This is a genomic window from Cellulomonas sp. NEAU-ZC6 (genome assembly GCF_056844425.1).
On record NZ_JBXFYH010000003.1, the window covers coordinates 285,411 to 304,792 of the forward strand.

Sequence of the window (19,382 nt, forward strand, 5' to 3'; positions counted from 1 at the left end):
CGGTCTGGTGCGTCGATGCAGGACGTCGAGCTCGTGGACGTCGCTGAACCTCCGCACGTCCCCGCGCGGCCGCCCCGGACCGGCACCCGGCACCGGCGGCGCCGCGTCGCGGTGCTCCTGGTCCTCGTCGTGGTCGTCACCGGGGCGGTCGCCGTCGGCCGCGCCGCGACCACGGAGCCTGCGGTGACCGCGGTCGTCCCCGGCATGCTGGCCCCGCTCGACGGTCCGCCCTGGGTGCGCTGGCGGGTGCCGGTGGAGCGGGGTGACGACGTGCTCGCGGCGGACGACGTCGTGGTCGTGTCGGCCGTGCGGGACCGGCGGTTCACGGTCGCCGGCTACGACGAGCTCACCGGGGCGCGGGTCTGGGAACGCGACCTGGGGCCGGTGGCGGGCACGCGACCGCTCACCGGGTGCCCCCACGACGACCGCGACGTCGGTGGTGTCGTGCTCTGCGTGGTCGAGCCGCCGGAGGTCGTGGAGGAGCCCTGGGTCCACGACCCCGCTCCGTTCCCCGCGCCGGAGGAGCGCTGGGCCCGGGTGTTCGCCGTCGACGCGGCGACCGGCGCGGTCGTCGGCACGTGGTCCCGGGCCGGCCGGCTGGCGGCGGTGCAGCGCCTGGGCGACGACCTCGTCCTGATGGAGGTCGGCGCGGACGGGCACGCCCGGATCGGGCGGTTCGCCGGCGCGGACGGCGACCAGGCGTGGGGCTACCGGTCGCCGGGGCCGCTGCGGCTCCGCGACGGGATCGTCTCGGGCACGGAGCTGCGGGTGAACGAGGCCTTCGTGCTGGTGCAGGGGTGGTCGGCGACGGTGCTGTCCGCGGTGGACGGGGCCGAGCTGGACCGGACGCCGGCGTCGTGGTTCGTCGTCGGGTCGTTGTCCGCGGAGGTGTTCGGCACCTGGTCCCGGACCCGGGGCGGCGTGGTCCGGGACCGGCACGGCACCGTGCTGTTCGCGTCCCGTGCGCTGCCGCCGACGGTCGCGGCGAGCGACGGCGACCCGCCCGGCGTCCTGGTGCTGGACGAGGGCGGGACCCTGGTGGCGCGGTCGCTGCCCGAGGGCAGGGAGCTGTGGCGGCTCGACACCTACCGCGCCGTCCGGCTGCAGTCGGCGGGCCACCTGCTCCTGCTCGGCGTCGACGGCTACCAGGTGGTGGACGTCCGCACCGGCGTCGTGCAGTGGGAGTCGCCCACCCGGGTGCTGATGTGGTGGGCGCCGCTGACCGACGGCGAGACGGTCGTCGCGGCGGGCCGTTCCGGCACGGGGGAGCCGGTCGTCGAGGGGCGGCGGCTCACCGACGGGTCGCTGCAGTGGGTCCTGCCGCTCGACGAGGGGGTGCGGTCGGTGACGGCCGTCGGCGGTCACCTGCTGCTGCGCACGCGCCAGGAGCTGATCCTGCTGGCCTGAGCGGCGGCGTCCCACGTCTTGCATGCTGAGCGCTTGCGGTCCGCCCGATGGTGCGGGGTATGGTGCTGAGGTGCTCACGCGCCGCGACCTCCTTCTTCGCCGCCGCGACGAGGCCTACTAGGCCGGATCCTCGTCGCGGTGTTCGGTGCGCCGGCTGACCCCCAGCACCCGCGAAGCGAAGGATCCCCGATGAGCTACCACGACCGCACCCCGCAGCAGCCCTCCGGCATGCCGGTGCACAAGTACCGCCCGTTCGCCGAGCAGATCGCCGTCGACCTGCCCGACCGCACGTGGCCCACGAAGCAGATCACGACGGCCCCCCGCTGGTGCGCCGTCGACCTGCGGGACGGCAACCAGGCGCTGATCGAGCCGATGAACGCCGCGCGCAAGCTGGCGATGTTCGAGCTGCTGGTGCAGATGGGCTACAAGGAGATCGAGGTCGGGTTCCCGTCGGCCTCGCAGACGGACTTCGACTTCGTGCGGATGCTGATCGACGAGGGCCGGATCCCCGACGACGTCGTCATCCAGGTCCTGACCCAGGCCCGCGAGCACCTGATCGAGCGCACCTACGAGGCGATCGCCGGCGCCAAGCAGGCGATCGTGCACCTGTACAACTCGACGTCGGTGCTGCAGCGCGAGGTCGTGTTCCGCTCCGACGAGGACGGCATCGTCGACATCGCGGTCCAGGGCGCGCGGCTGTGCAAGAAGTACGAGGAGACCGTCCCGGGCACCGAGGTCTTCTACGAGTACAGCCCGGAGTCCTACACCGGCACCGAGCTCGAGTTCGCCGCGCGGATCTGCAACGCCGTGCTGGACGTCTTCGAGCCGACCGCCGACAAGCCCGTCATCATCAACCTGCCGGCGACGGTCGAGATGGCCACCCCCAACGTCTACGCCGACTCGATCGAGTGGATGGGCCGCAACCTGCGGCACCGCGAGCACGTCGTGCTGTCCCTGCACCCGCACAACGACCGCGGGACCGGCGTCGCGGCGGCCGAGCTCGGCTACCTGGCGGGCGCCGACCGCATCGAGGGCTGCCTGTTCGGCAACGGCGAGCGCACCGGCAACGTCTGCCTGGTCACGCTGGGGATGAACCTGTTCAGCCAGGGCATCGACCCGCAGATCGACTTCTCCGACCTGGACCACGTCCGGCGCACGGTCGAGCACTGCAACCAGATGGCCGTGCCGGAGCGGCACCCGTACGGCGGCGACCTGGTCTTCACCGCGTTCTCGGGCTCGCACCAGGACGCGATCAAGAAGGGCCTGGACGCCATGGCCGTCCGCGCCGAGGCCGAGGGCACCGACGTCGACCACATCGACTGGGCCGTGCCGTACCTGCCGATCGACCCCAAGGACGTCGGCCGGTCCTACGAGGCGATCATCCGCGTGAACTCCCAGTCCGGGAAGGGCGGCATCTCCTACCTGATGAAGTCCGAGCGGGACCTGGACCTGCCGCGCCGGCTGCAGATCGAGTTCTCGCAGGTCGTGCAGCGCTACACCGACGCGCACGGCTCCGAGGTCACCGCCGACGTGCTGTGGCGGATCTTCACCGACGAGTACCTGCCCGTCGAGCCCGGCTCCGACCTGGCGCCGTGGGGCCGGCTCGCCCTGCGCGGCACCCGCCAGACCAGCGTCGAGGACGGCCCCGACACCCTCACGGTCGACCTGGTGGACGGGGGCGCCGAGCGCACCGTCGAGGCGTCCGGCAACGGCCCGATCGCCGCGTTCGTCGCGGCGCTCGGCGAGGTCGGCGTCCAGGTGCAGGTGCTGGACTACGCCGAGCACGCGCTCTCCGCCGGCGGCGACGCCACGGCCGCCGCGTACGTGGAGTGCGCCGTCGGCGACCAGACCCTGTGGGGCGTCGGCATCGACCCGTCCATCACCACCGCGTCGCTCAAGGCGATCATCTCCGCGGTGAACCGCGCCCAGCGCTGACCCGGACCCGCCGGCGCGCACCCGCGCCGCACCCCGCCCAGCGCTGACCCCGCGCGGCCCCTGACGGGCCGGCACCACCCCTGACCGGCCCTGCGCCCGGTCCCGGCAGCACCGCGCCACCCGCGCGGTGCCGGGGCCGGGCGTCGCCGCGCCCGCCGACGACACACCCGGGCCGGCGCCCGCTCCCGCACCGCTCGCCGAGGTCGTCATACGCGGCCGAGGTCGTCCTGCACGTGTGACGACCTCGACCACGAGTGACGACCTCGCGCGGCTCACCGGCACCGCGGCGGGTTCGTGCGGGACCTGGAAGGATGCGGCACGCGCTGGGCGAACGGTGACGCGCGGGGCGACATCGGCGGGGGAGAATGTCCGGGTGAGCCTCTACCGCGACGAGGCGATCGTGCTGCGCACCCACAAGCTGGGCGAGGCGGACCGGATCGTCACCCTCCTGACCCGCACCCACGGCAAGGTGCGCGCGGTCGGCAAGGGCGTGCGCCGCACCACCTCCCGGTTCGGCTCCCGGCTCGAGCCGTTCATGCACATCGACCTGCAGCTCAACACCGGCCGGAACCTCGACGTGGTCACCCAGGTGGAGACCCTCGGCCCGTACGGGCGCGCGGTGTGCGAGGACTACGCGCTCTACACCGCGGGCACCGTGATGCTCGAGACCGCCGAGCGCCTGGTCGAGGCCGAGCGCGAGCCCGCCGTCCAGCAGTACTGGCTGCTGGTCGGCGCGGTCCGCTCGCTCGCGCAGCGCGCGCACGCGCCCGGTCTGGTGCTCGACTCGTACCTGCTGCGCGCGCTCGCGATCGCCGGGTGGGCGCCGTCGTTCACCGACTGCGCGCGCTGCGGCCGGCCCGGGCCGCACCACTCGTTCGCGATCGCCCAGGGCGGCGCCGTCTGCGGGCACTGCCGCCCGCCGGGCGCGACCGCCCCCGCCCCGGAGACGCTGGAGCTGCTGTCCGCCCTGCTGGTCGGGGACTGGTCGGTGGCCGACGCGTCCGCCGAGCGGCACCGCAAGGAGGGCAACGGCCTGGTGTCCGCGTACTCGCAGTTCCACCTCGAGCGCACGCTGCGCTCGCTGCCGATGGTCGAGAGGATCTGATGCCGGTTCCGCCGCCCCCGCACCCGAGCGGGGCCACCCCGCCCGTGCTGCCGAAGGAACTCGTGCCGAGGCACGTGGCGATCGTCATGGACGGCAACGGGCGGTGGGCCAACGCACGCGGGCTGCCGCGCACCGCCGGGCACGCCGCGGGGGAGGCGTCGCTGCTCGACGTGGTCGCCGGGGCCATCGAGGTCGGCGTCACGCACGTGTCGGCGTACGCGTTCTCCACCGAGAACTGGTCGCGCTCGCCCGAGGAGGTGCGGTTCCTCATGGGCTTCAACCGGGACGTGCTGCGCCGCCGCCGGGACCTCATGGACTCGTGGGGCGTGCGGGTCCGCTGGGCCGGCCGCCGCCCGCGGCTGTGGCGCTCGGTCATCACCGAGCTGGAGACCGCCGAGCGGCAGACGGCCGGCAACACCACGTGCACGCTGACGATGTGCGTGAACTACGGCGGCCGCGCCGAGATCGCCGACGCCGCGAAGGCCATCGCGCAGGACGTCGCCGCGGGCCGGCTCAAGGCCGACAAGGTGGACGAGAAGACCATCCAGCGCTACCTCGACGAGCCCGACCTGCCCGACGTCGACCTGTTCCTGCGCAGCTCGGGGGAGCAGCGCACGTCGAACTTCATGATCTGGCAGGCCGCGTACGCCGAGATGGTGTTCCTGGACGAGCCGTGGCCCGACGTCGACCGGCGGCACCTGTGGCGCGCCGTCGAGACCTACGCCAAGCGCGACCGCCGCTACGGCGGCGCGGTCGACAAGCCCGCCGGCACCTGACCGCCCGCCCACCCGGAGCCACCACCCGTCGAGTGTCCACGAACTCCGCGGATGCAACGATGCCATCGGCCAGTTCGTGGTCTTTCGACGAGCGGCGACCCGAGTGGTGCGTGCGGGCGAGGCCGGTGCGAGGGGCAGCCGGCAGCGGGTCAGACGAGCTGGTCCGCGGGTGCGTCCGCCGCGCGGCCGGCGCGGCGCGCGCGGCCGCGGCGCACCAGCCACGTGACCAGGGCCGCCAGCAGCAGCAGCACCCCCGCGAGGCCCCACGGCGACGCCGTCGCGAGCCGGACCGCGGCCCATACCGCGCCGAGCCCGACGGTGCCCCAGATGAACGCCCACGCCACGGCACCCGGCAGCGACGCGAGCGCGAACCGCAGGTAGGGCATCCGCAGCAGCCCGGACCCGATGAACACCGCCGTCTGCACGCCGACGGTCAGGTACGCGAGCGTCACGGCGAACGGGCCGAACCGGTGCACCATCGCCAGCCCCCGCCGGGCGGTGGGCGTGCGCATCAGCCGCAGCACGTGCGACCGCGCACCGGCGGCCGGCCGGTCCTCGGAGCCGCGCGCGTCGGGCCCGGGCGTGTCAGGCGTCCGGTCCGCCAGCCGTGCGGCGCCGCCCACGACGCCGCGACCGAGCCAGTAGAACGCGTGCGACCGCGCGATGACGATGACGAACAGCCCGGCGATGACGGCCTCGAACGGCCAGCCGTCCATCCCGTACGCCGCAGCCGTGTCCGTCACGCGCACGAGTCTACGAGTGAGGTCACCCTCACCTCCGCCGACGAGGTCCCAGGTGAGACGAGGCTCACCGCGCTGCGGGCAGGTCCACGTCGTCCGGCAGCTCGGGGTGGGGGTCGTGCGGGTCCCCGCCGGCGCGCCGCGCGAACAGCGGCCGGGTCACCGCCGCCATGGCGTACAGGCCGATGGCCAGCAGCACGATGGTGGCACCGGGCGGGACGTCCTCCCAGTAGGTGATCGACAGCCCGACCACGCTGACCGCGACGCCGATCGCGCTGGCGAGCGCCATGGTGCGGGCGAAGGACCGGGCGACGAGCTGCGCCACCGCGACGGGCACGATCATCAGCGCGCTGACCAGCAGCAGCCCGACCACGCGCATCGCGATGGTCACGGTCAGCGCCGACATCGCTGCGACGACGATGTTCAGGGCGGTCACCGGCAGGCCGGAGCCGCGGGCGAACTCCTCGTCGTGGCTGACCGCGAACAGGACGTGCCGGAGCCCGACGCCGACTACGAGGACCCCGACGGCGAGCGCGGCGATCCACCACAGGTCGCCGTCCGACACGGTCGAGATGGAGCCGAACAGGTAGGACACCAGGTTGGCGTTGGTGCCGCCGGCGAGCTTGATCAGCAGCACGCCGCCGGCGATGCCGCCGTAGAACATGAGGGCCAGCGCGAGGTCGCCGGACGTGCGGCCCCGGGCGCGGACCCACTCGATGGCGATCGACCCGACCAGCGCGGCGACGACGGCGCCGGGGATGGCCAGCGTGTCCTGCGGGACCAGGCCGGCCCAGGTGCCGACCAGCCAGCCGAGCGCGACGCCGGTCAGGGCGACGTGCCCGATGCCGTCGCCCATCAGCGCGAGCCGGCGCTGCACCAGGAACGTGCCGACGACGGGCGCGGCTGCGCCGACGAGGACGGCGGCGAGCAGCGCCCGCTGCATCAGCGGGGAGGAGAGCATCTGGCCGAGCGTCTCGAACCACGTCACGGCAGGACCTCCATCGACAGCCCGGTGCCGCCGTCCGGCGCGGGCGGGTCGGCGTGCGGGTGGGTGTGCTCGTGCTCGGCGCCGGCGTGCTCGCCCCGCGGGTGCGGCGGCGGGCCGTCGTAGACCACGCGGCCGTGCCGCAGCGCCACGGCGCGGTCGATCAGGCCGTCCCAGGCGCCCATCTCGTGCAGGATCACCAGCACCGTGCCGCCGGCCTCGTGCAGCCGGCGCACGGTGGCGACGAAGGTCTCCTGGGTGGGCAGGTCGATGCCCGAGGTCGGCTCGTCCAGCACCAGCAGGTCGGGCCGGCGGACCAGCGCCCGGGCGATCAGGACGCGCTGCTGCTGGCCGCCGGACATCTGCAGCACCGAGCGGCGCGCGTGGGCCGTCATGCCGACGTCGTCCAGCGCGGCGAGCGCGCGCTGCCGGGCGTCGCGCGGCGGGCGCAGCCGGCGACCGTGCACGAGGCCGGACATGACGACCTCGAGGGCCGTCGCGGGGATGCCGCCGCCCGCGGGCAGCCGCTGGGGGACGTAGCCGATCCGTTCCCACGGCACGCCGTCGCCGAGCGCGCTGCCCAGCAGGTGCACCTCGCCGGCGGCGCGCGGCACGATGCCCAGCAGCGCGCGGACCAGAGTCGACTTGCCGGAGCCGTTGGCACCGAGCAGGGCGACGACCTCGCCGCGGTCGACCCGCAGGTCGACGCCCGACAGGATCTGGTGCCCGCCCAGCGTCACGTCGACGCCGGTGGCGAGCACCGCCGGGGCGGCGGCGTCGCTCACGAGCAGACCAGCGCGGTGCGGAGGGTCTCCAGGTTCGCGTCGGCGACCGAGACGTAGTCCTGGGTGTCGTCGGTCAGGCCCTCGAGCGGGTCGAGCACCGCCGTGTCGACGCCGAGCTCGTCGGCGAGGGTCTCGGCGACCTTCGGGCTGGCGAGGGTCTCGAAGAAGATCGTGCCCACGCCCTCGTCCTGCACCGCCTGCCCGACCTCGGCCAGGCGGGCGGGGGACGGCTCGCCCTCCGGGTCGACCCCGGCGATGCCGACCTGCTCCAAGTCGTACCGCTCGGCGAGGTAGGAGAACGCCTCGTGCGTGGTGACGATCGTGCGGCTCTCGCAGGTGGCCAGGCCGTCGACGTACCGCTGGTCGAGGTCCGCCATCTCCTGGGCGAACGCCTCGGCGTTGGCGGCGTAGGTGGCGGCGTTGTCCGGGTCGACCTCGCTCAGCTGCGCGGCGACGTCGTCGGCGACGGCGGGCAGCCGGGTCGGGTCCAGCCAGAAGTGCGGGTCGAGCGTGCCGTGCTCGTGCCCGTCGTCCTCGGCGTGCTCCTCGCCGTCCTCGGCGTGCTCCGCCGCGTGCAGCTCGGTGTCCTGCGCCGCGTCGACGACGTGCGCCGGCGGGTTCGCGTCGACGGCCTCGTCCACGGCCGTCTGGAACTCCGAGAGGTAGACGACCAGGTCGGCGCGGCCGACCTCGTCGACCTGGGCGGGGGACAGCTCGAGGTCGTGCGGCTCGGCCCCGGGCGGGGTGAGCGACCGCACGTCGACGAGGTCGCCGCCGACCTGCTGCGCCACGTACTGCAGCGGGTAGAACGACGCCAGCACCGCGACGCCGTCGCCGTCGCCCGACCCGCCGGTGCCGCCTGTGCCCTCACTGCCCGAGGAGCACGCGGCGAGGGCGAGGACGGCGAGGCCCGCGGACACGGCCGCGGGCAGGGAGCGGCGAGAGGACATGGGGACCATCCTCAACCTGTTGAGAACGAGTGTCAAAACCGGACGGTGTGCCCCTGCTCACGGGCCGGTAGCCTGGACCGCGATCCACCCCCCGCGCGTCACCCAGGCGCGCCAGGACCTCGGCACCAGGAGCACTCACCGTGGCAGCACCCACCCGTCTCGACTCCGTCGTCTCCCTCGCCAAGCGGCGCGGCTTCGTCTTCCAGAGCGGGGAGATCTACGGCGGATCGCGCTCCGCGTGGGACTACGGGCCCCTGGGCGTGGAGCTCAAGGAGAACATCAAGAAGCAGTGGTGGCGCACGGTCGTGCAGAGCCGCGACGACGTCGTCGGCCTGGACTCCGCGGTGATCCTGCCCCGCCAGGTCTGGGTCGCCTCGGGCCACGTCGGCGTGTTCACCGACCCGCTGACCGAGTGCCTGTCCTGCCACAAGCGGTTCCGCGAGGACCACATGCTGGAGCAGTACGAGGAGAAGAAGGGCCGCGCGCCGGAGAACGGCCTCGCGGACATCGTCTGCCCCAACTGCGGCACGCGCGGCCAGTGGACCGAGCCGCGCGACTTCAACATGATGCTCAAGACCTACCTCGGCCCCGTCGAGGACGAGTCCGGCCTGCACTACCTGCGGCCCGAGACCGCGCAGGGCATCTTCGTGAACTTCGCGAACGTGCTGACCACCAGCCGGAAGAAGCCGCCGTTCGGCATCGGCCAGATCGGCAAGTCGTTCCGCAACGAGATCACGCCCGGCAACTTCATCTTCCGGACCCGCGAGTTCGAGCAGATGGAGATGGAGTTCTTCGTCGAGCCCGGCACGGACGAGACCTGGCACCAGTACTGGATCGACCAGCGCACCGACTGGTACGTCGACCTGGGCATCGACCGCGACCACCTGCGGCACTACGAGCACCCCGCCGAGAAGCTGTCGCACTACTCCAAGCGGACGGTCGACATCGAGTACAAGTTCGGGTTCAGCGGCTCCGAGTGGGGCGAGCTCGAGGGCATCGCCAACCGCACCGACTTCGACCTGAAGACGCACACGGAGCACTCGGGCCAGGACCTGTCGTACTTCGACCAGACCAAGGACGAGCGCTGGGTGCCGTACGTCATCGAGCCGGCCGCGGGCCTGACCCGGTCGCTGATGGCGTTCCTCATCGAGTCCTACACCGAGGACGAGGCGCCGAACGCGAAGGGCGGCGTGGACAAGCGCACCGTCCTCAAGCTCGACCCGCGCCTCGCCCCGGTCAAGGCCGCCGTGCTGCCGCTGTCCCGCAACGAGGCGCTGTCCCCGAAGGCCCGCGACCTCGCCGCCGAGCTCCGCAAGCACTGGAACGTCGACTTCGACGACGCCGGCGCCATCGGCCGCCGCTACCGCCGCCAGGACGAGATCGGCACCCCGTTCTGCATCACGGTCGACTTCGACACCCTGGACGACCAGGCCGTGACGATCCGGCACCGCGACGACATGTCGCAGGAGCGCGTCGCGCTCGACCAGGTGACCGGCTACCTCGCGCAGCGGCTGCTCGGGGCCTGACCCTGGCCTCCCACCACGCGCACGGCGCGGGCGGCGCTCCCGACCTCCGGGTCGGCGGGCGTGCCCGCGCCGTCGTCGTCGTGCTGCTGGCCGTCGCGCTGGCCGCGACCGTCGCCGGGCTCGTCTGGCTCTGGCCGCGGTCCGACGACCGGCCGACCCTGGAGACCGCGCCGGAGGGCTCGTCCTACTCCGAGGTGACGACGACCGACGTCGACCTGCTCGCCGACTCCGCGGCGGGCCCGGTGCTGCTCGCCGAGACGGACGCGGGGGAGCCGGTGTCCGTCCAGGTCGCCCCCGAGTACCTGGACGTGATCGAGGTCGGCGACCGGATCCGCGTGCTCAGCCTGCCGCAGGCGACCGGCGCGGCGCCCTACGTGTTCGTCGACCTGGTCCGCGGGCCGCCGATGGCGCTGCTCGCGGCGGTGCTCGGCGTCCTGGTGCTCGCGGTGGCGCGGCTGCGCGGGCTCGGTGCGCTGGCCGGGCTCGCGGTCTCGGTCGGGGGGATCCTCTGGTTCACCGTGCCCGCGCTGCTCGAGGGGCAGCCGGCGCTGCCCGTCGCCCTGGTGACCGCGTCGGCGCTGATGTTCGCGCTGCTGTACCTGGCGCACGGTGTCTCGATCCGGACGTCGACGGCGCTGCTCGGCACGCTCGGCGGGCTGCTCGCCACCGGGCTGCTGGCCGCGTGGGCGACCGGGGCCACGCACCTCAACGCCCTCAGCGGGGAGCACTCCCTCGACCTGCGCTCGCTCGCCCCCGAGGCCGACCTCAGCGGGATCCTGCTGGTCGGCATCGTGCTGGCGGGGCTCGGGGTGCTGAACGACGTCACGATCACGCAGGTCTCCGCGGTGTGGGAGCTGCGGGCCGTGGCTCCGGCGACGTCCCGGCGCGACCTGTTCCGCGGCGGCATGCGGATCGGCCGGGACCACATCGCGTCCACCGTGTACACGGTGGCGTTCGCGTACCTCGGGGCGGCGCTGCCCCTGGTGATGCTGGTGGCGATGTCGGACCGGACGCTGCTCGACTCCCTGTCCAGCGGCGAGATCGCGGAGGAGGTCGTCCGGACGCTGGTCGGGTCGATCGGCCTGGTGCTGGCGATCCCGCTGACGACCGCCGTCGCCGCGGTCCTGGTCCCGGCGCCGGTGACGACGCCGCCGGACGCGAACCCCACCTCGGAGCCGGACCCCGCCCCGGACGCGGACCCCCTCAGCACCCGCGCCTGACGCGCCGCCCTCCCGCGTCGCCGCCTCCCCGCCGAGATGGCAGTCCTCGCCTGCGTCCCGGCCGGATCCCGCAGGCGCCGAGTGTCATCTCGGCGCGTGGTCGTCCGCAGGGGAGGCGGGGGCGCCGTGGGTGTGCGCGGCGTCGGTGTCCGGGCCGGAGACGACGTGCACGTGCGCGTGCCCGTGGCCGTCGGCCTCCGCGTGCCGCGCGGGAGCGGCTCCCGCCCGGGTGACGACCAGGGCCGCGATGCCGGTCGTGAGCGGGATGGCGAGCACCAGGCCGATGGACGACACCATCGTCCGCACGATCTCCTCGGCGAACTCCCCGGACGTCAGCGTGGGCCCGAGCGGCAGCTGGTACAGCTCCAGCAGCAGGAGGACCGGCAGCGCGGCCCCGGTGTAGGCGAACGCGATCGTGTACACCGTGGAGGCGATGTGGTCCCGGCCGATCCGCATGCCGCCGCGGAACAGCTCCCGCCGGGTCGCACCGGGGGAGACCGCGCGCAGCTCCCAGACCGCCGAGGCCTGGGTGATGGTGACGTCGTTGAGCACACCGAGCCCGGCGAGCACCAGCCCGCACAGGAACAGCCCGCGCAGCGACGTCGCGCCGTTCTCCCCGAGCAGCTGCGACAACCGGTACGAGTCCTCGGAGCTGACGCCGGACAGCCGGGCCCACTCCGCCCCGAGCACGCCGAGCAGCGTCGTGGCCGCCAGCCCGGCGAGCGTCCCGAGCAGCGCCGCCGAGGTCCGCAGCGACAGGCCGTGCGCCAGGTACAGCACGACGACCATGATCAGCGTCGACGCCGACAGCGCCACCACCACCGGGTTGGACCCCGCGAGCAGCGCCGGCAGCACGTAGCCGCCGATCACCGTGAACGCGATCAGCAGGCCGACCAGCGCCCGCAGCCCGCGCGAGCGCGCCACCAGGACGATGGCGAGGGCGAACACCAGCGCGATGGTCACCAGCGGCAGCGTCCGGTCGTAGTCGTGCCAGGCCCAGATCTCCGCGTCGGTGTCCGTGGCCGGGTAGTGCTCGACGAGGATCCGGGTCCCCGCCGGCACGTCGTCGGCGGTGGTGGACGCGGTCGCCCACACCTGGATGTCCTCGCCCTGCATCGGGCCGCTGGTGACCGTCGCCGCCACGCGCAGGCACGGGACGTCGGCGGGGATCGTGCCGTCGGTCTCCCGGTCCTCGACGGTGCCCTCGCAGCGCTCCGCGGTGGTGCCGGTCACGGTGGCGGTCGGGTAGTCCACGTCGACCGCCGAGACGGTCCGGGCGGTGACGGGGTCCCCGTGCGGCCAGGTCAGGGCCATGCCGAGGGCGGCGGCGAGCACGAGCGGCAGCAGGATCGCGGCGATGACACGACGGGTGCGCAGGGCGGCGGGGGTGGGCACGGGGCGATTCTGCCCGGTCCGGCTCGGGTGCACCCGTCCGGCTGAGGGACAATCGACCCATGACCGCTTCCTCCACCGCCACGGCGACGCCCGCCGGCAACGTGCTGCCGCCGCTGCAGATCGGTCCGCTGACGATCGACACGCCCGTGGTGCTCGCGCCGATGGCCGGCGTGACGAACGCGGCGTTCCGACGGCTGTGCCGCGAGTCGGGCGCCGGCCTCTACGTCGCCGAGATGGTGACGTCGCGCGCGCTGGTCGAGCGCGGCGAGGAGTCGATGCGGATCATCTCGCACGCCCCGGACGAGAAGCCCCGGTCGGTGCAGGTCTACGGCGTGGACCCGGCGACCGTCGGTGCCGCGGTGCACCTGATCGCGTCCGAGGACCGGGCCGACCACGTCGACCTGAACTTCGGCTGCCCGGTGCCCAAGGTGACCCGGCGCGGCGGCGGTTCCGCGCTGCCGTGGAAGGGCGACCTGTTCCGGTCGATCCTGCGCGCGGCCGTCGCGGCCGCGGCGCCGTACGGGGTCCCCGTCACGGTGAAGATGCGCAAGGGCATCGACGAGGACCACCTGACGTACCTCGAGGCGGGCCTGGTGGCGCAGGACCTGGGCGTCGCCGCCGTCGCGCTGCACGCCCGCACCGCCGAGCAGTACTACTCGGGCACCGCGGACTGGGAGGCGATCGCCCGGCTCAAGGAGACGGTCACCGACATCCCGGTGCTCGGCAACGGCGACATCTGGTCCGCCGAGGACGCGATCCGCATGGTCCGGGAGACCGGCTGCGACGGCGTCGTGGTGGGCCGCGGCTGCCAGGGCCGGCCGTGGCTGTTCGCCGACCTCGCGGCGGCGTTCGCCGGCTCGCCGGAGCGCATCCGGCCGGGCGCCCGGTACGTCGCCCAGGTGATCCGCCGGCACGCCGAGCTGATGGTCGAGGCGTTCGGCGACGAGGGCAAGGCGCTGCGCGAGCTGCGCAAGCACATGGCCTGGTACTGGAAGGGCTACGTCGTCGGTGGCGAGCAGCGTGCGGCGCTCGGCCTGGTGTCGAGCCTCGCCGAGCTGGACGACCGGCTCGCGGCGCTCGACCTGGACCAGCCGTACCCGGGCGAGCCCGCCGAGGGCCAGCGCGGGCGCGCCGGGACCCCGAAGCGCCCGCACCTGCCCGACGGCTGGCTGGAGTCCCGCGACCTGTCCGAGGACTTCCGCCGCGCCCTGCACGAGGCCGAGCTCAGCGTCTCGGGAGGCTGACCCGCCCGGCCGCGGCGCGCCGAGCGGGCAGGACGTGTCCCCTCGGACCGCGGTGAGGGGACAGGGACTGCCCGCTCGGCGAGGAGACGCGAGGGGTCAGGTGCGGGTGACGCGGACGCGTGCGGCGAGGGTTGCGACCGAGGCCGGGGTCGCGTGCGGGGCGCCGAGCGCCTCCGTGCCGACCGCCAGCGCGCCCGCGGCGGACGCGCGGGCCAGCGCCGCCGCCGTCGGCAGGCCGGCCAGCTCCGCGGCGAGCAGACCGGCCAGGAACGCGTCCCCGGCGCCGTTGGTGTCGACCACCGCGTCGACGGGGGCCGCGTCGACCGACCAGAACCCGCCCGCGTCGAGCGCCAGCGCCCCGCGCGAACCCCGCGTGCAGATCGCGAGCCGCGTCCCGCCGGCGACCCGCGCCCGCAGGTACGCGGCCGGGTCGGCCAGGCGCGCGTCGGACACCAGCAGCACGTCGGCGCCGTCGGCGAAGGGCCGCTGGAACTCCGCGGCGCCGTCGTCGTCGTGCACGTCGCACCACACCGGCACCCCGGCGGCCCGGGCCGCGGCGAGCACCGGCACGGCGTGCTCCGCGAGGTCCACCACGGCGGCGTGCGCCCCGGTCAGCGCCACCGGCGGCACCGCGGCGGGAGCCGGCAGCTCCAGGTAGACCGACACCCGGCCGCCGTCGCGGGCCATGAGGTTCACGTGCCGCTCCGTGCGCCCCCCGAGCGCCGGCAGCACGTCCAGCGCGATCCGCGGGTGTGCGAGCGCGTCGCGCACCAGCCGCCCCTCGCGGTCCGCGCCGAGCACCGTCCGCAGCCGCACGTCGACGCCGAGCGCCGCGAGCGTCAGCGCCTTCCCGGCCGACGTGCCACCCAGCCCGTCGTGGTGCCCGTCGGCGAACAGCGTCTGCGACCGCGCGTCGGGCAGCCGGTCGAGCCGGACCAGGGTGTTCCAGGAGGCGGGTCCCACGACGACGACGGGGCCGCCCCCGTGCGTGGGAGCGGCCCCGTCGTCGTGCGTCACGGCGTCAGCGCACCCGGAGCCAGACCGTGGTGTCGCCGGGCAGCTCGGCGCCGACCGGCGCGTCGTCCGGCAGGCCGGAGGCCAGCAGCACCTCGGCGCCCTCGGGCAGCGCGACCGGCGCCGACCCGAGGTTCGCGACGACGAGCACCGACCCGTTGCGCACCGCGATCACGTCGGTCGCGCCGGCGTACGCCGGCTCCCACGCGGCGCCGCCGGTGCCCAGGCCCTCGGCGCGGCGCAGCCGCAGCGTCGCCCGGTAGAGCTCGAGGGTCGAGCCGGGCACGCCGTCCTGCGCGTCGGCGGCGTACGCGGCCCACTCGGCCGGCTGCGGCAGCCAGGTGTCGCCGGTGGGGGAGTAGCCGAAGCCCGGCGCGCCGGACTCCCACGGCAGCGGCACGCGGCAGCCGTCGCGGCCGCGCTCGGCGCCGTTCGTGCGGAAGAACGCGGGGTCCTCGCGCACCTCGGCCGGCAGGGACGTGTGCTCGGGCAGCCCGAGCTCCTCGCCCTGGTACAGGTATGCCGAGCCGGGCAGGCCCAAGAGCAGCAGCGTCGCGGCGCGCGCCCGGCGCAGGCCGAGCACCTCGTCGGGCTGCTCGTCCTCGGCGGCGATGCCGTTCGGCCGCGACGACGGGTCGGCGAGCCCCAGGCGGGACGCGTGCCGGACGACGTCGTGGTTGGACAGCACCCAGGTGGTCGGGGCGCCGACGGAGTCGTTGACCTCGTAGGACGCCGCGATGACCTTGCGCAGCGCCGCCGCGTCCCAGCCGGTGGCCAGGAACGCGAAGTTGAACGCCTGGTGCATCTCGTCCGGGCGGACGTAGCGCGCGAGCCGGGACAGCGGCTCGACCCAGGCCTCGGCGACGAGCATCCGGTCGCCGTCGTACTCGTCGAGCACCGCGCGCCAGGCGCGGTAGATCTCGTGCACGCCGTCCTGGTCGAACATCGGGCCCTGGTTGCCGGAGCCGCTCACGGCGTCCGCGTCGTCGCTGCCGTCGATCATCGCGACGTGGCCGTCCCAGTCGGGCAGCCCCTCGGCCTTGACCATGCCGTGCGCCACGTCGACCCGGAAGCCGTCGACGCCGCGGTCCAGCCAGAACCGCAGCACGTCCTCGAACTCGGCCCGGACCTCGGGGTTCGTCCAGTCCAGGTCGGGCTGCTTGGAGTCGAACAGGTGCAGGTACCACTGGCCGTCGTCCACGCCGTGCTGCTCCGGGGTCAGCCGGGTCCACGCGTCGCCGCCGAAGATCGACTGCCAGTTGTTGGGCGGCAGCTCGCCGTGCTCGCCCTTGCCGTCGCGGAACAGGTACCGCGCGCGCTCGGGGGAGCCGGGCGGCGTGCGCAGCGCCTCCTGGAACCACACGTGCTCGTCGGAGGAGTGGTTCGGCACCAGGTCGACGACGACCTTGAGGCCCAGCCCGTGCGCCTTCGCCAGCATCGCGTCGAAGTCGGCCAGCGTGCCGAACAGCGGGTCCACGTCGCGGTAGTCGGCGACGTCGTAGCCCGCGTCGGCCTGCGGGGAGCGGTAGAACGGGGACAGCCAGACGGCGTCGACGCCGAGCGCGGCCAGGTGGTCCAGGCGGGCGGTGATGCCCGGGATGTCGCCGATGCCGTCGCCGTTCGCGTCCGCGAAGGAGCGCGGGTACACCTGGTAGATCACCGCGTCCCGCCACCAGGGGCCGTCGGCGGGGCCGGGCTCGTGCACCACCTGGGCGGCGGTGCGGTCGGCGGTGCGGTCGTCGAGCAGGGTCACGCGGGTCCTCCGGGAGAAGCGGGTGCTGAGCTGGTGGACCCCCGCACGATCAGCTCCGGGTGGAACAGGAGCTCGGTGCGCGAGGTCGGGGTGCCGTTGATCTCCGCCATGAGCGCGGAGACCGCGGCCTGACCCATCGCCTGCACGGGCTGGCGCACCGTGGTGAGCGGGGGGTCGGTGAAGCCGATCAGCGGCGAGTCGTCGAAGCCGACCACCGACAGGTCGGCGGGCACGTGCAGGCCCCGCGAGCGCGCGGCGCGGATCGCGCCGAGGGCCATGAGGTCCGACCCGCAGATGATCGCGGTGTGCCCGGAGTCGATGAGCTCGTGCGCCGCGGTGGCGCCGCCCTCGACCGTGAACAGGGTGGTGTTGACGTGCGGCGCGGCGTCCTCGACCCCGAGCTGTGCGCGCAGCTGGTCGGCGAACGCCCGGCGCTTGCGGGCCGCGGGGACGAAGCGCTCCGGGCCGATGGCCAGGCCGATCGAGCGGTGCCCGAGCGCGACCAGGTGCCGCACCGACAGCTCGATCGCGACCGCGTCGTCCGTCGCGATGGTCGGGGCGTCCACGCCGTCGGCCTTGCCGTTGACCAGCACGAGCGGCAGGCCGCGGGCGCGCAGGTTCTGGTACCGCTCGACCGAGGCCTGGGTGTCGGCGTGCAGGCCGGAGACGAACAGGATCCCGGCGACGTCGTGCTCGAGCAGGATCTCGACGTACTGGTCCTCGGTGGTGCCGCCCGGCTGCTGCGCGCAGAGCACGGGGGTGTACCCGCGCTGGGTCAGCATCGACTCGATCACCTGCGCCATCGCCGGGAACACCGGGTTGGACAGCTCGGGGACCACCAGGCCCACGAGGCCGGCCGGCTTGGTCCGCAGCTGCGCCGGCCGCTCGTACCCGAGCACGTCGAGCGCGGCGAGCACCGCCTGCCGCGCCTGCGACGACACGCCGGGCTTGCCGTTGAGGACGCGCGAGACGGTGGCGGTGGAGACGCCGGCCTGGTCGGCGAGGTCTGTGAGACGGGTACGCACGGGAGCGAGCGTAGGGCGCACCGGTGCCTCCTCGTCGTCGTTGTCGCAGGGTGATCCGTGCCGCGTTGCAGGAGCACTGTAACCGAGACCTGAAAGTTACCGTAACGGCTTGCAACGACGTTCCCGATCGGGCTACCGTCCGGGTCATCGAGCCAGCGCCGGCGGTGCCGTCGACGGCTCACCGCCCCCCTGATCCACTCACGCTGGGAGACACCCTGATGCGACGGAGCATCCCCGCCCTCGCCACCACCGCGGTCCTCGCGCTCGCCCTCACGGCGTGCTCGAGCGGCTCGGGCGACGACACCGCCACCGACGACACCTCCGCCGACGCCGGCGCCGAGGGCTCGCTCACGATGTGGGTCGACGACACCCGCATCGACTCCATGCGCCCGGTCGTCGAGGCCTTCACCGAGGAGTCCGGCGTCGACGTCGAGCTGGTCCAGAAGGCCACCGGCGACATCGGCCCCGACTTCGTCACGCAGGTCCCGACCGGCGAGGGCCCGGACGTCATCGTGTCCGCGCACGACGGCCTCGGCGAGTGGGTCAACAACGGTGTCGTCGCGCCGCTCGAGCTCGGCGAGAAGGCCGACGGGTTCGCCGAGTCGGCCGTCGCCGCCATGGCCTACGACGGCCAGAACTACGGCGTGCCGATCTCCATCGAGAACATCGCGCTGGTCCGCAACAACGCGCTGCTGAGCGAGACCACCGCCACCACGTTCGACGAGCTCGTCGCGCAGGCGCAGGGCGTCGGCCAGCCGTTCTCGGTCGTCGTCCAGCAGGGCGAGGAGTCCGACCCGTACCACCTGTACCCGCTGCAGACCTCGTTCGGCGCCCCGGTGTTCGAGCAGGCCCCCGACGGCTCCTACACGGACACGCTCGCGATGGGCGGCGAGGCAGGCCACGCGTACGCCCAGTACCTGGCCAAGCTCGGCCAGGAGAAGGTGCTCGACCTGTCGGTCGACGGCGACAAGGCCAAGCAGGCGTTCCTCGACGGCCAGGCGCCCTACATCATCACGGGCCCGTGGAACACGACGGCGTTCGAGGAGGCCGGCATGGACATCTCCGTGCTGCCGATCCCGTCCGCCGGCGGTGAGCCCGCGCAGCCGTTCGTCGGCGTGCAGGGCGTGTTCATCTCCGCGCAGTCGAAGAACCCGGTGCTGGCCAACGAGCTCGTGGCCAACTTCCTCACCACCGAGGAGGCGCAGGACATGCTCTACGAGGCCGGCGGCCGCCTCCCCGCGCTGACCGCCTCCGCCGAGAAGGTCGAGGACCCGGTCCTGCAGGGCTTCAACGAGGCCGGCGCGACCGGTGCCCCGATGCCCGCCATCCCCGCGATGAGCTCGGTGTGGTCCTTCTGGGGCGCGACCGAGGCGCAGATCGTCGGCCAGCAGACCGGTGACCCGGCCGGCGCCTGGGACGCGATGGTCGCCAACATCCAGGGCGCGATCGACGGCGCCTGAGCCGTCCGCCGACCGCCGGGGTGCCCCAGGGCGCCCCGGCGGTCGCGCCGTCCCACCTTCTT

At 74.1% G+C, this 19,382-nt stretch carries 16 protein-coding genes; 8 read left to right on the forward strand and 8 right to left on the reverse strand.

Going from position 1 to position 19,382, the window contains the following annotated elements:
* Positions 1–15: 15 nt before the first annotated feature.
* The 4 genes from AC1050_RS14885 to AC1050_RS14900 all read left to right on the forward strand — a co-directional run bounded on the left by AC1050_RS14885 (position 16) and on the right by AC1050_RS14900 (position 5,223).
* The gene (locus AC1050_RS14885) at positions 16–1,407 is read left to right on the forward strand and encodes a hypothetical protein (RefSeq protein WP_482388182.1); all 1,392 of its coding nucleotides are present in this window, start codon (positions 16–18) and stop codon (positions 1,405–1,407) included.
* A gap of 189 nt (positions 1,408–1,596) precedes the next feature.
* Positions 1,597–3,342 (forward strand): 2-isopropylmalate synthase, encoded by a 1,746-nt coding sequence (gene leuA / locus AC1050_RS14890; RefSeq protein ID WP_482388183.1) that lies wholly within the window; start codon positions 1,597–1,599, stop codon positions 3,340–3,342.
* 373 nt (positions 3,343–3,715) lie between these two features.
* Positions 3,716–4,447 carry a DNA repair protein RecO gene (recO, locus tag AC1050_RS14895; protein WP_482388184.1) on the forward strand — a complete coding sequence of 244 codons (732 nt, stop codon included), beginning with the start codon at positions 3,716–3,718 and terminating at the stop codon, positions 4,445–4,447.
* On the forward strand, positions 4,447–5,223 hold the full coding sequence (locus AC1050_RS14900; RefSeq protein WP_482388185.1) for an isoprenyl transferase: 777 nt from the start codon (positions 4,447–4,449) through the stop codon (positions 5,221–5,223). The genes recO and AC1050_RS14900 overlap by 1 nt, the downstream gene beginning before the upstream one ends.
* 149 nt (positions 5,224–5,372) lie before the next feature.
* On the opposite strand, the gene AC1050_RS14905 is transcribed toward AC1050_RS14900, so the two are convergent.
* The 4 genes from AC1050_RS14905 to AC1050_RS14920 form a co-directional block, all read right to left on the reverse strand.
* Positions 5,373–5,966, reverse strand: coding sequence for a DedA family protein (locus AC1050_RS14905; protein WP_482388186.1), 594 nt, complete (start codon positions 5,964–5,966; stop codon positions 5,373–5,375).
* A 64-nt stretch (positions 5,967–6,030) separates the two neighbouring features.
* A complete protein-coding gene (locus AC1050_RS14910; RefSeq protein WP_482388404.1) occupies positions 6,031–6,924 on the reverse strand; it encodes a metal ABC transporter permease in 894 nt (297 codons plus the stop codon).
* 23 nt (positions 6,925–6,947) lie between these two features.
* Positions 6,948–7,733 carry a metal ABC transporter ATP-binding protein gene (locus AC1050_RS14915; protein WP_482388187.1) on the reverse strand — a complete coding sequence of 262 codons (786 nt, stop codon included), beginning with the start codon at positions 7,731–7,733 and terminating at the stop codon, positions 6,948–6,950.
* Positions 7,730–8,683, reverse strand: coding sequence for a metal ABC transporter solute-binding protein, Zn/Mn family (locus AC1050_RS14920; RefSeq protein WP_482388188.1), 954 nt, complete (start codon positions 8,681–8,683; stop codon positions 7,730–7,732). Before AC1050_RS14920 ends, AC1050_RS14915 begins: the two co-directional genes overlap by 4 nt.
* 140 nt (positions 8,684–8,823) lie before the next feature.
* Between AC1050_RS14920 and AC1050_RS14925 the strand changes: the two genes are divergently transcribed.
* Both AC1050_RS14925 and AC1050_RS14930 read left to right on the forward strand, forming a co-directional pair.
* The gene (locus AC1050_RS14925; RefSeq protein WP_482388189.1) at positions 8,824–10,209 is read left to right on the forward strand and encodes a glycine--tRNA ligase; all 1,386 of its coding nucleotides are present in this window, start codon (positions 8,824–8,826) and stop codon (positions 10,207–10,209) included.
* 80 nt (positions 10,210–10,289) lie between these two features.
* A complete protein-coding gene (locus AC1050_RS14930; protein WP_482388190.1) occupies positions 10,290–11,429 on the forward strand; it encodes a YibE/F family protein in 1,140 nt (379 codons plus the stop codon).
* Between the two features lie 84 nt (positions 11,430–11,513).
* Here AC1050_RS14930 and AC1050_RS14935 read toward each other — a convergent pair whose 3' ends face one another.
* Complete coding sequence (locus tag AC1050_RS14935; protein ID WP_482388191.1) at positions 11,514–12,824, reverse strand: YibE/F family protein; 1,311 nt, start codon at positions 12,822–12,824, stop codon at positions 11,514–11,516.
* 59 nt (positions 12,825–12,883) lie between these two features.
* On the opposite strand from AC1050_RS14935, the gene dusB reads away from it, so the two are divergent.
* A complete protein-coding gene (dusB, locus tag AC1050_RS14940) occupies positions 12,884–14,068 on the forward strand; it encodes a tRNA dihydrouridine synthase DusB (RefSeq protein ID WP_482388192.1) in 1,185 nt (394 codons plus the stop codon).
* A gap of 96 nt (positions 14,069–14,164) precedes the next feature.
* Here dusB and AC1050_RS14945 read toward each other — a convergent pair whose 3' ends face one another.
* The 3 genes from AC1050_RS14945 to AC1050_RS14955 are packed head-to-tail and all read right to left on the reverse strand — an operon-like array spanning position 14,165 to position 17,860.
* On the reverse strand, positions 14,165–15,085 hold the full coding sequence (locus AC1050_RS14945; protein WP_482388193.1) for a carbohydrate kinase family protein: 921 nt from the start codon (positions 15,083–15,085) through the stop codon (positions 14,165–14,167).
* A 4-nt stretch (positions 15,086–15,089) separates the two neighbouring features.
* A complete protein-coding gene (locus AC1050_RS14950; protein WP_482388194.1) occupies positions 15,090–16,835 on the reverse strand; it encodes a glycoside hydrolase family 13 protein in 1,746 nt (581 codons plus the stop codon).
* A complete protein-coding gene (locus tag AC1050_RS14955) occupies positions 16,832–17,860 on the reverse strand; it encodes a LacI family DNA-binding transcriptional regulator (protein WP_482388195.1) in 1,029 nt (342 codons plus the stop codon). The genes AC1050_RS14950 and AC1050_RS14955 overlap by 4 nt, the downstream gene beginning before the upstream one ends.
* A 218-nt stretch (positions 17,861–18,078) precedes the next feature.
* On the opposite strand from AC1050_RS14955, the gene AC1050_RS14960 reads away from it, so the two are divergent.
* Positions 18,079–19,320 (forward strand): sugar ABC transporter substrate-binding protein, encoded by a 1,242-nt coding sequence (locus AC1050_RS14960; protein ID WP_482388196.1) that lies wholly within the window; start codon positions 18,079–18,081, stop codon positions 19,318–19,320.
* Positions 19,321–19,382: the final 62 nt, after the last annotated feature.

Bases quoted from the DNA above. Each gene is read 5' to 3' on its own strand.
- leuA (WP_482388183.1), top strand. From the start codon at position 1,597: ATGAGCTACCACGACCGCACCCCGCAGCAGCCCTCCGGCATGCCGGTG.
- AC1050_RS14960 (WP_482388196.1), top strand. From the start codon at position 18,079: ATGCGACGGAGCATCCCCGCCCTCGCCACCACCGCGGTCCTCGCGCTC.
- AC1050_RS14920 (WP_482388188.1), bottom strand. From the start codon at position 8,683: ATGTCCTCTCGCCGCTCCCTGCCCGCGGCCGTGTCCGCGGGCCTCGCC.
- AC1050_RS14885 (WP_482388182.1), top strand. From the start codon at position 16: ATGCAGGACGTCGAGCTCGTGGACGTCGCTGAACCTCCGCACGTCCCC.
- dusB (WP_482388192.1), top strand. From the start codon at position 12,884: ATGACCGCTTCCTCCACCGCCACGGCGACGCCCGCCGGCAACGTGCTG.
- AC1050_RS14900 (WP_482388185.1), top strand. From the start codon at position 4,447: ATGCCGGTTCCGCCGCCCCCGCACCCGAGCGGGGCCACCCCGCCCGTG.
- AC1050_RS14910 (WP_482388404.1), bottom strand. From the start codon at position 6,924: ATGCTCTCCTCCCCGCTGATGCAGCGGGCGCTGCTCGCCGCCGTCCTC.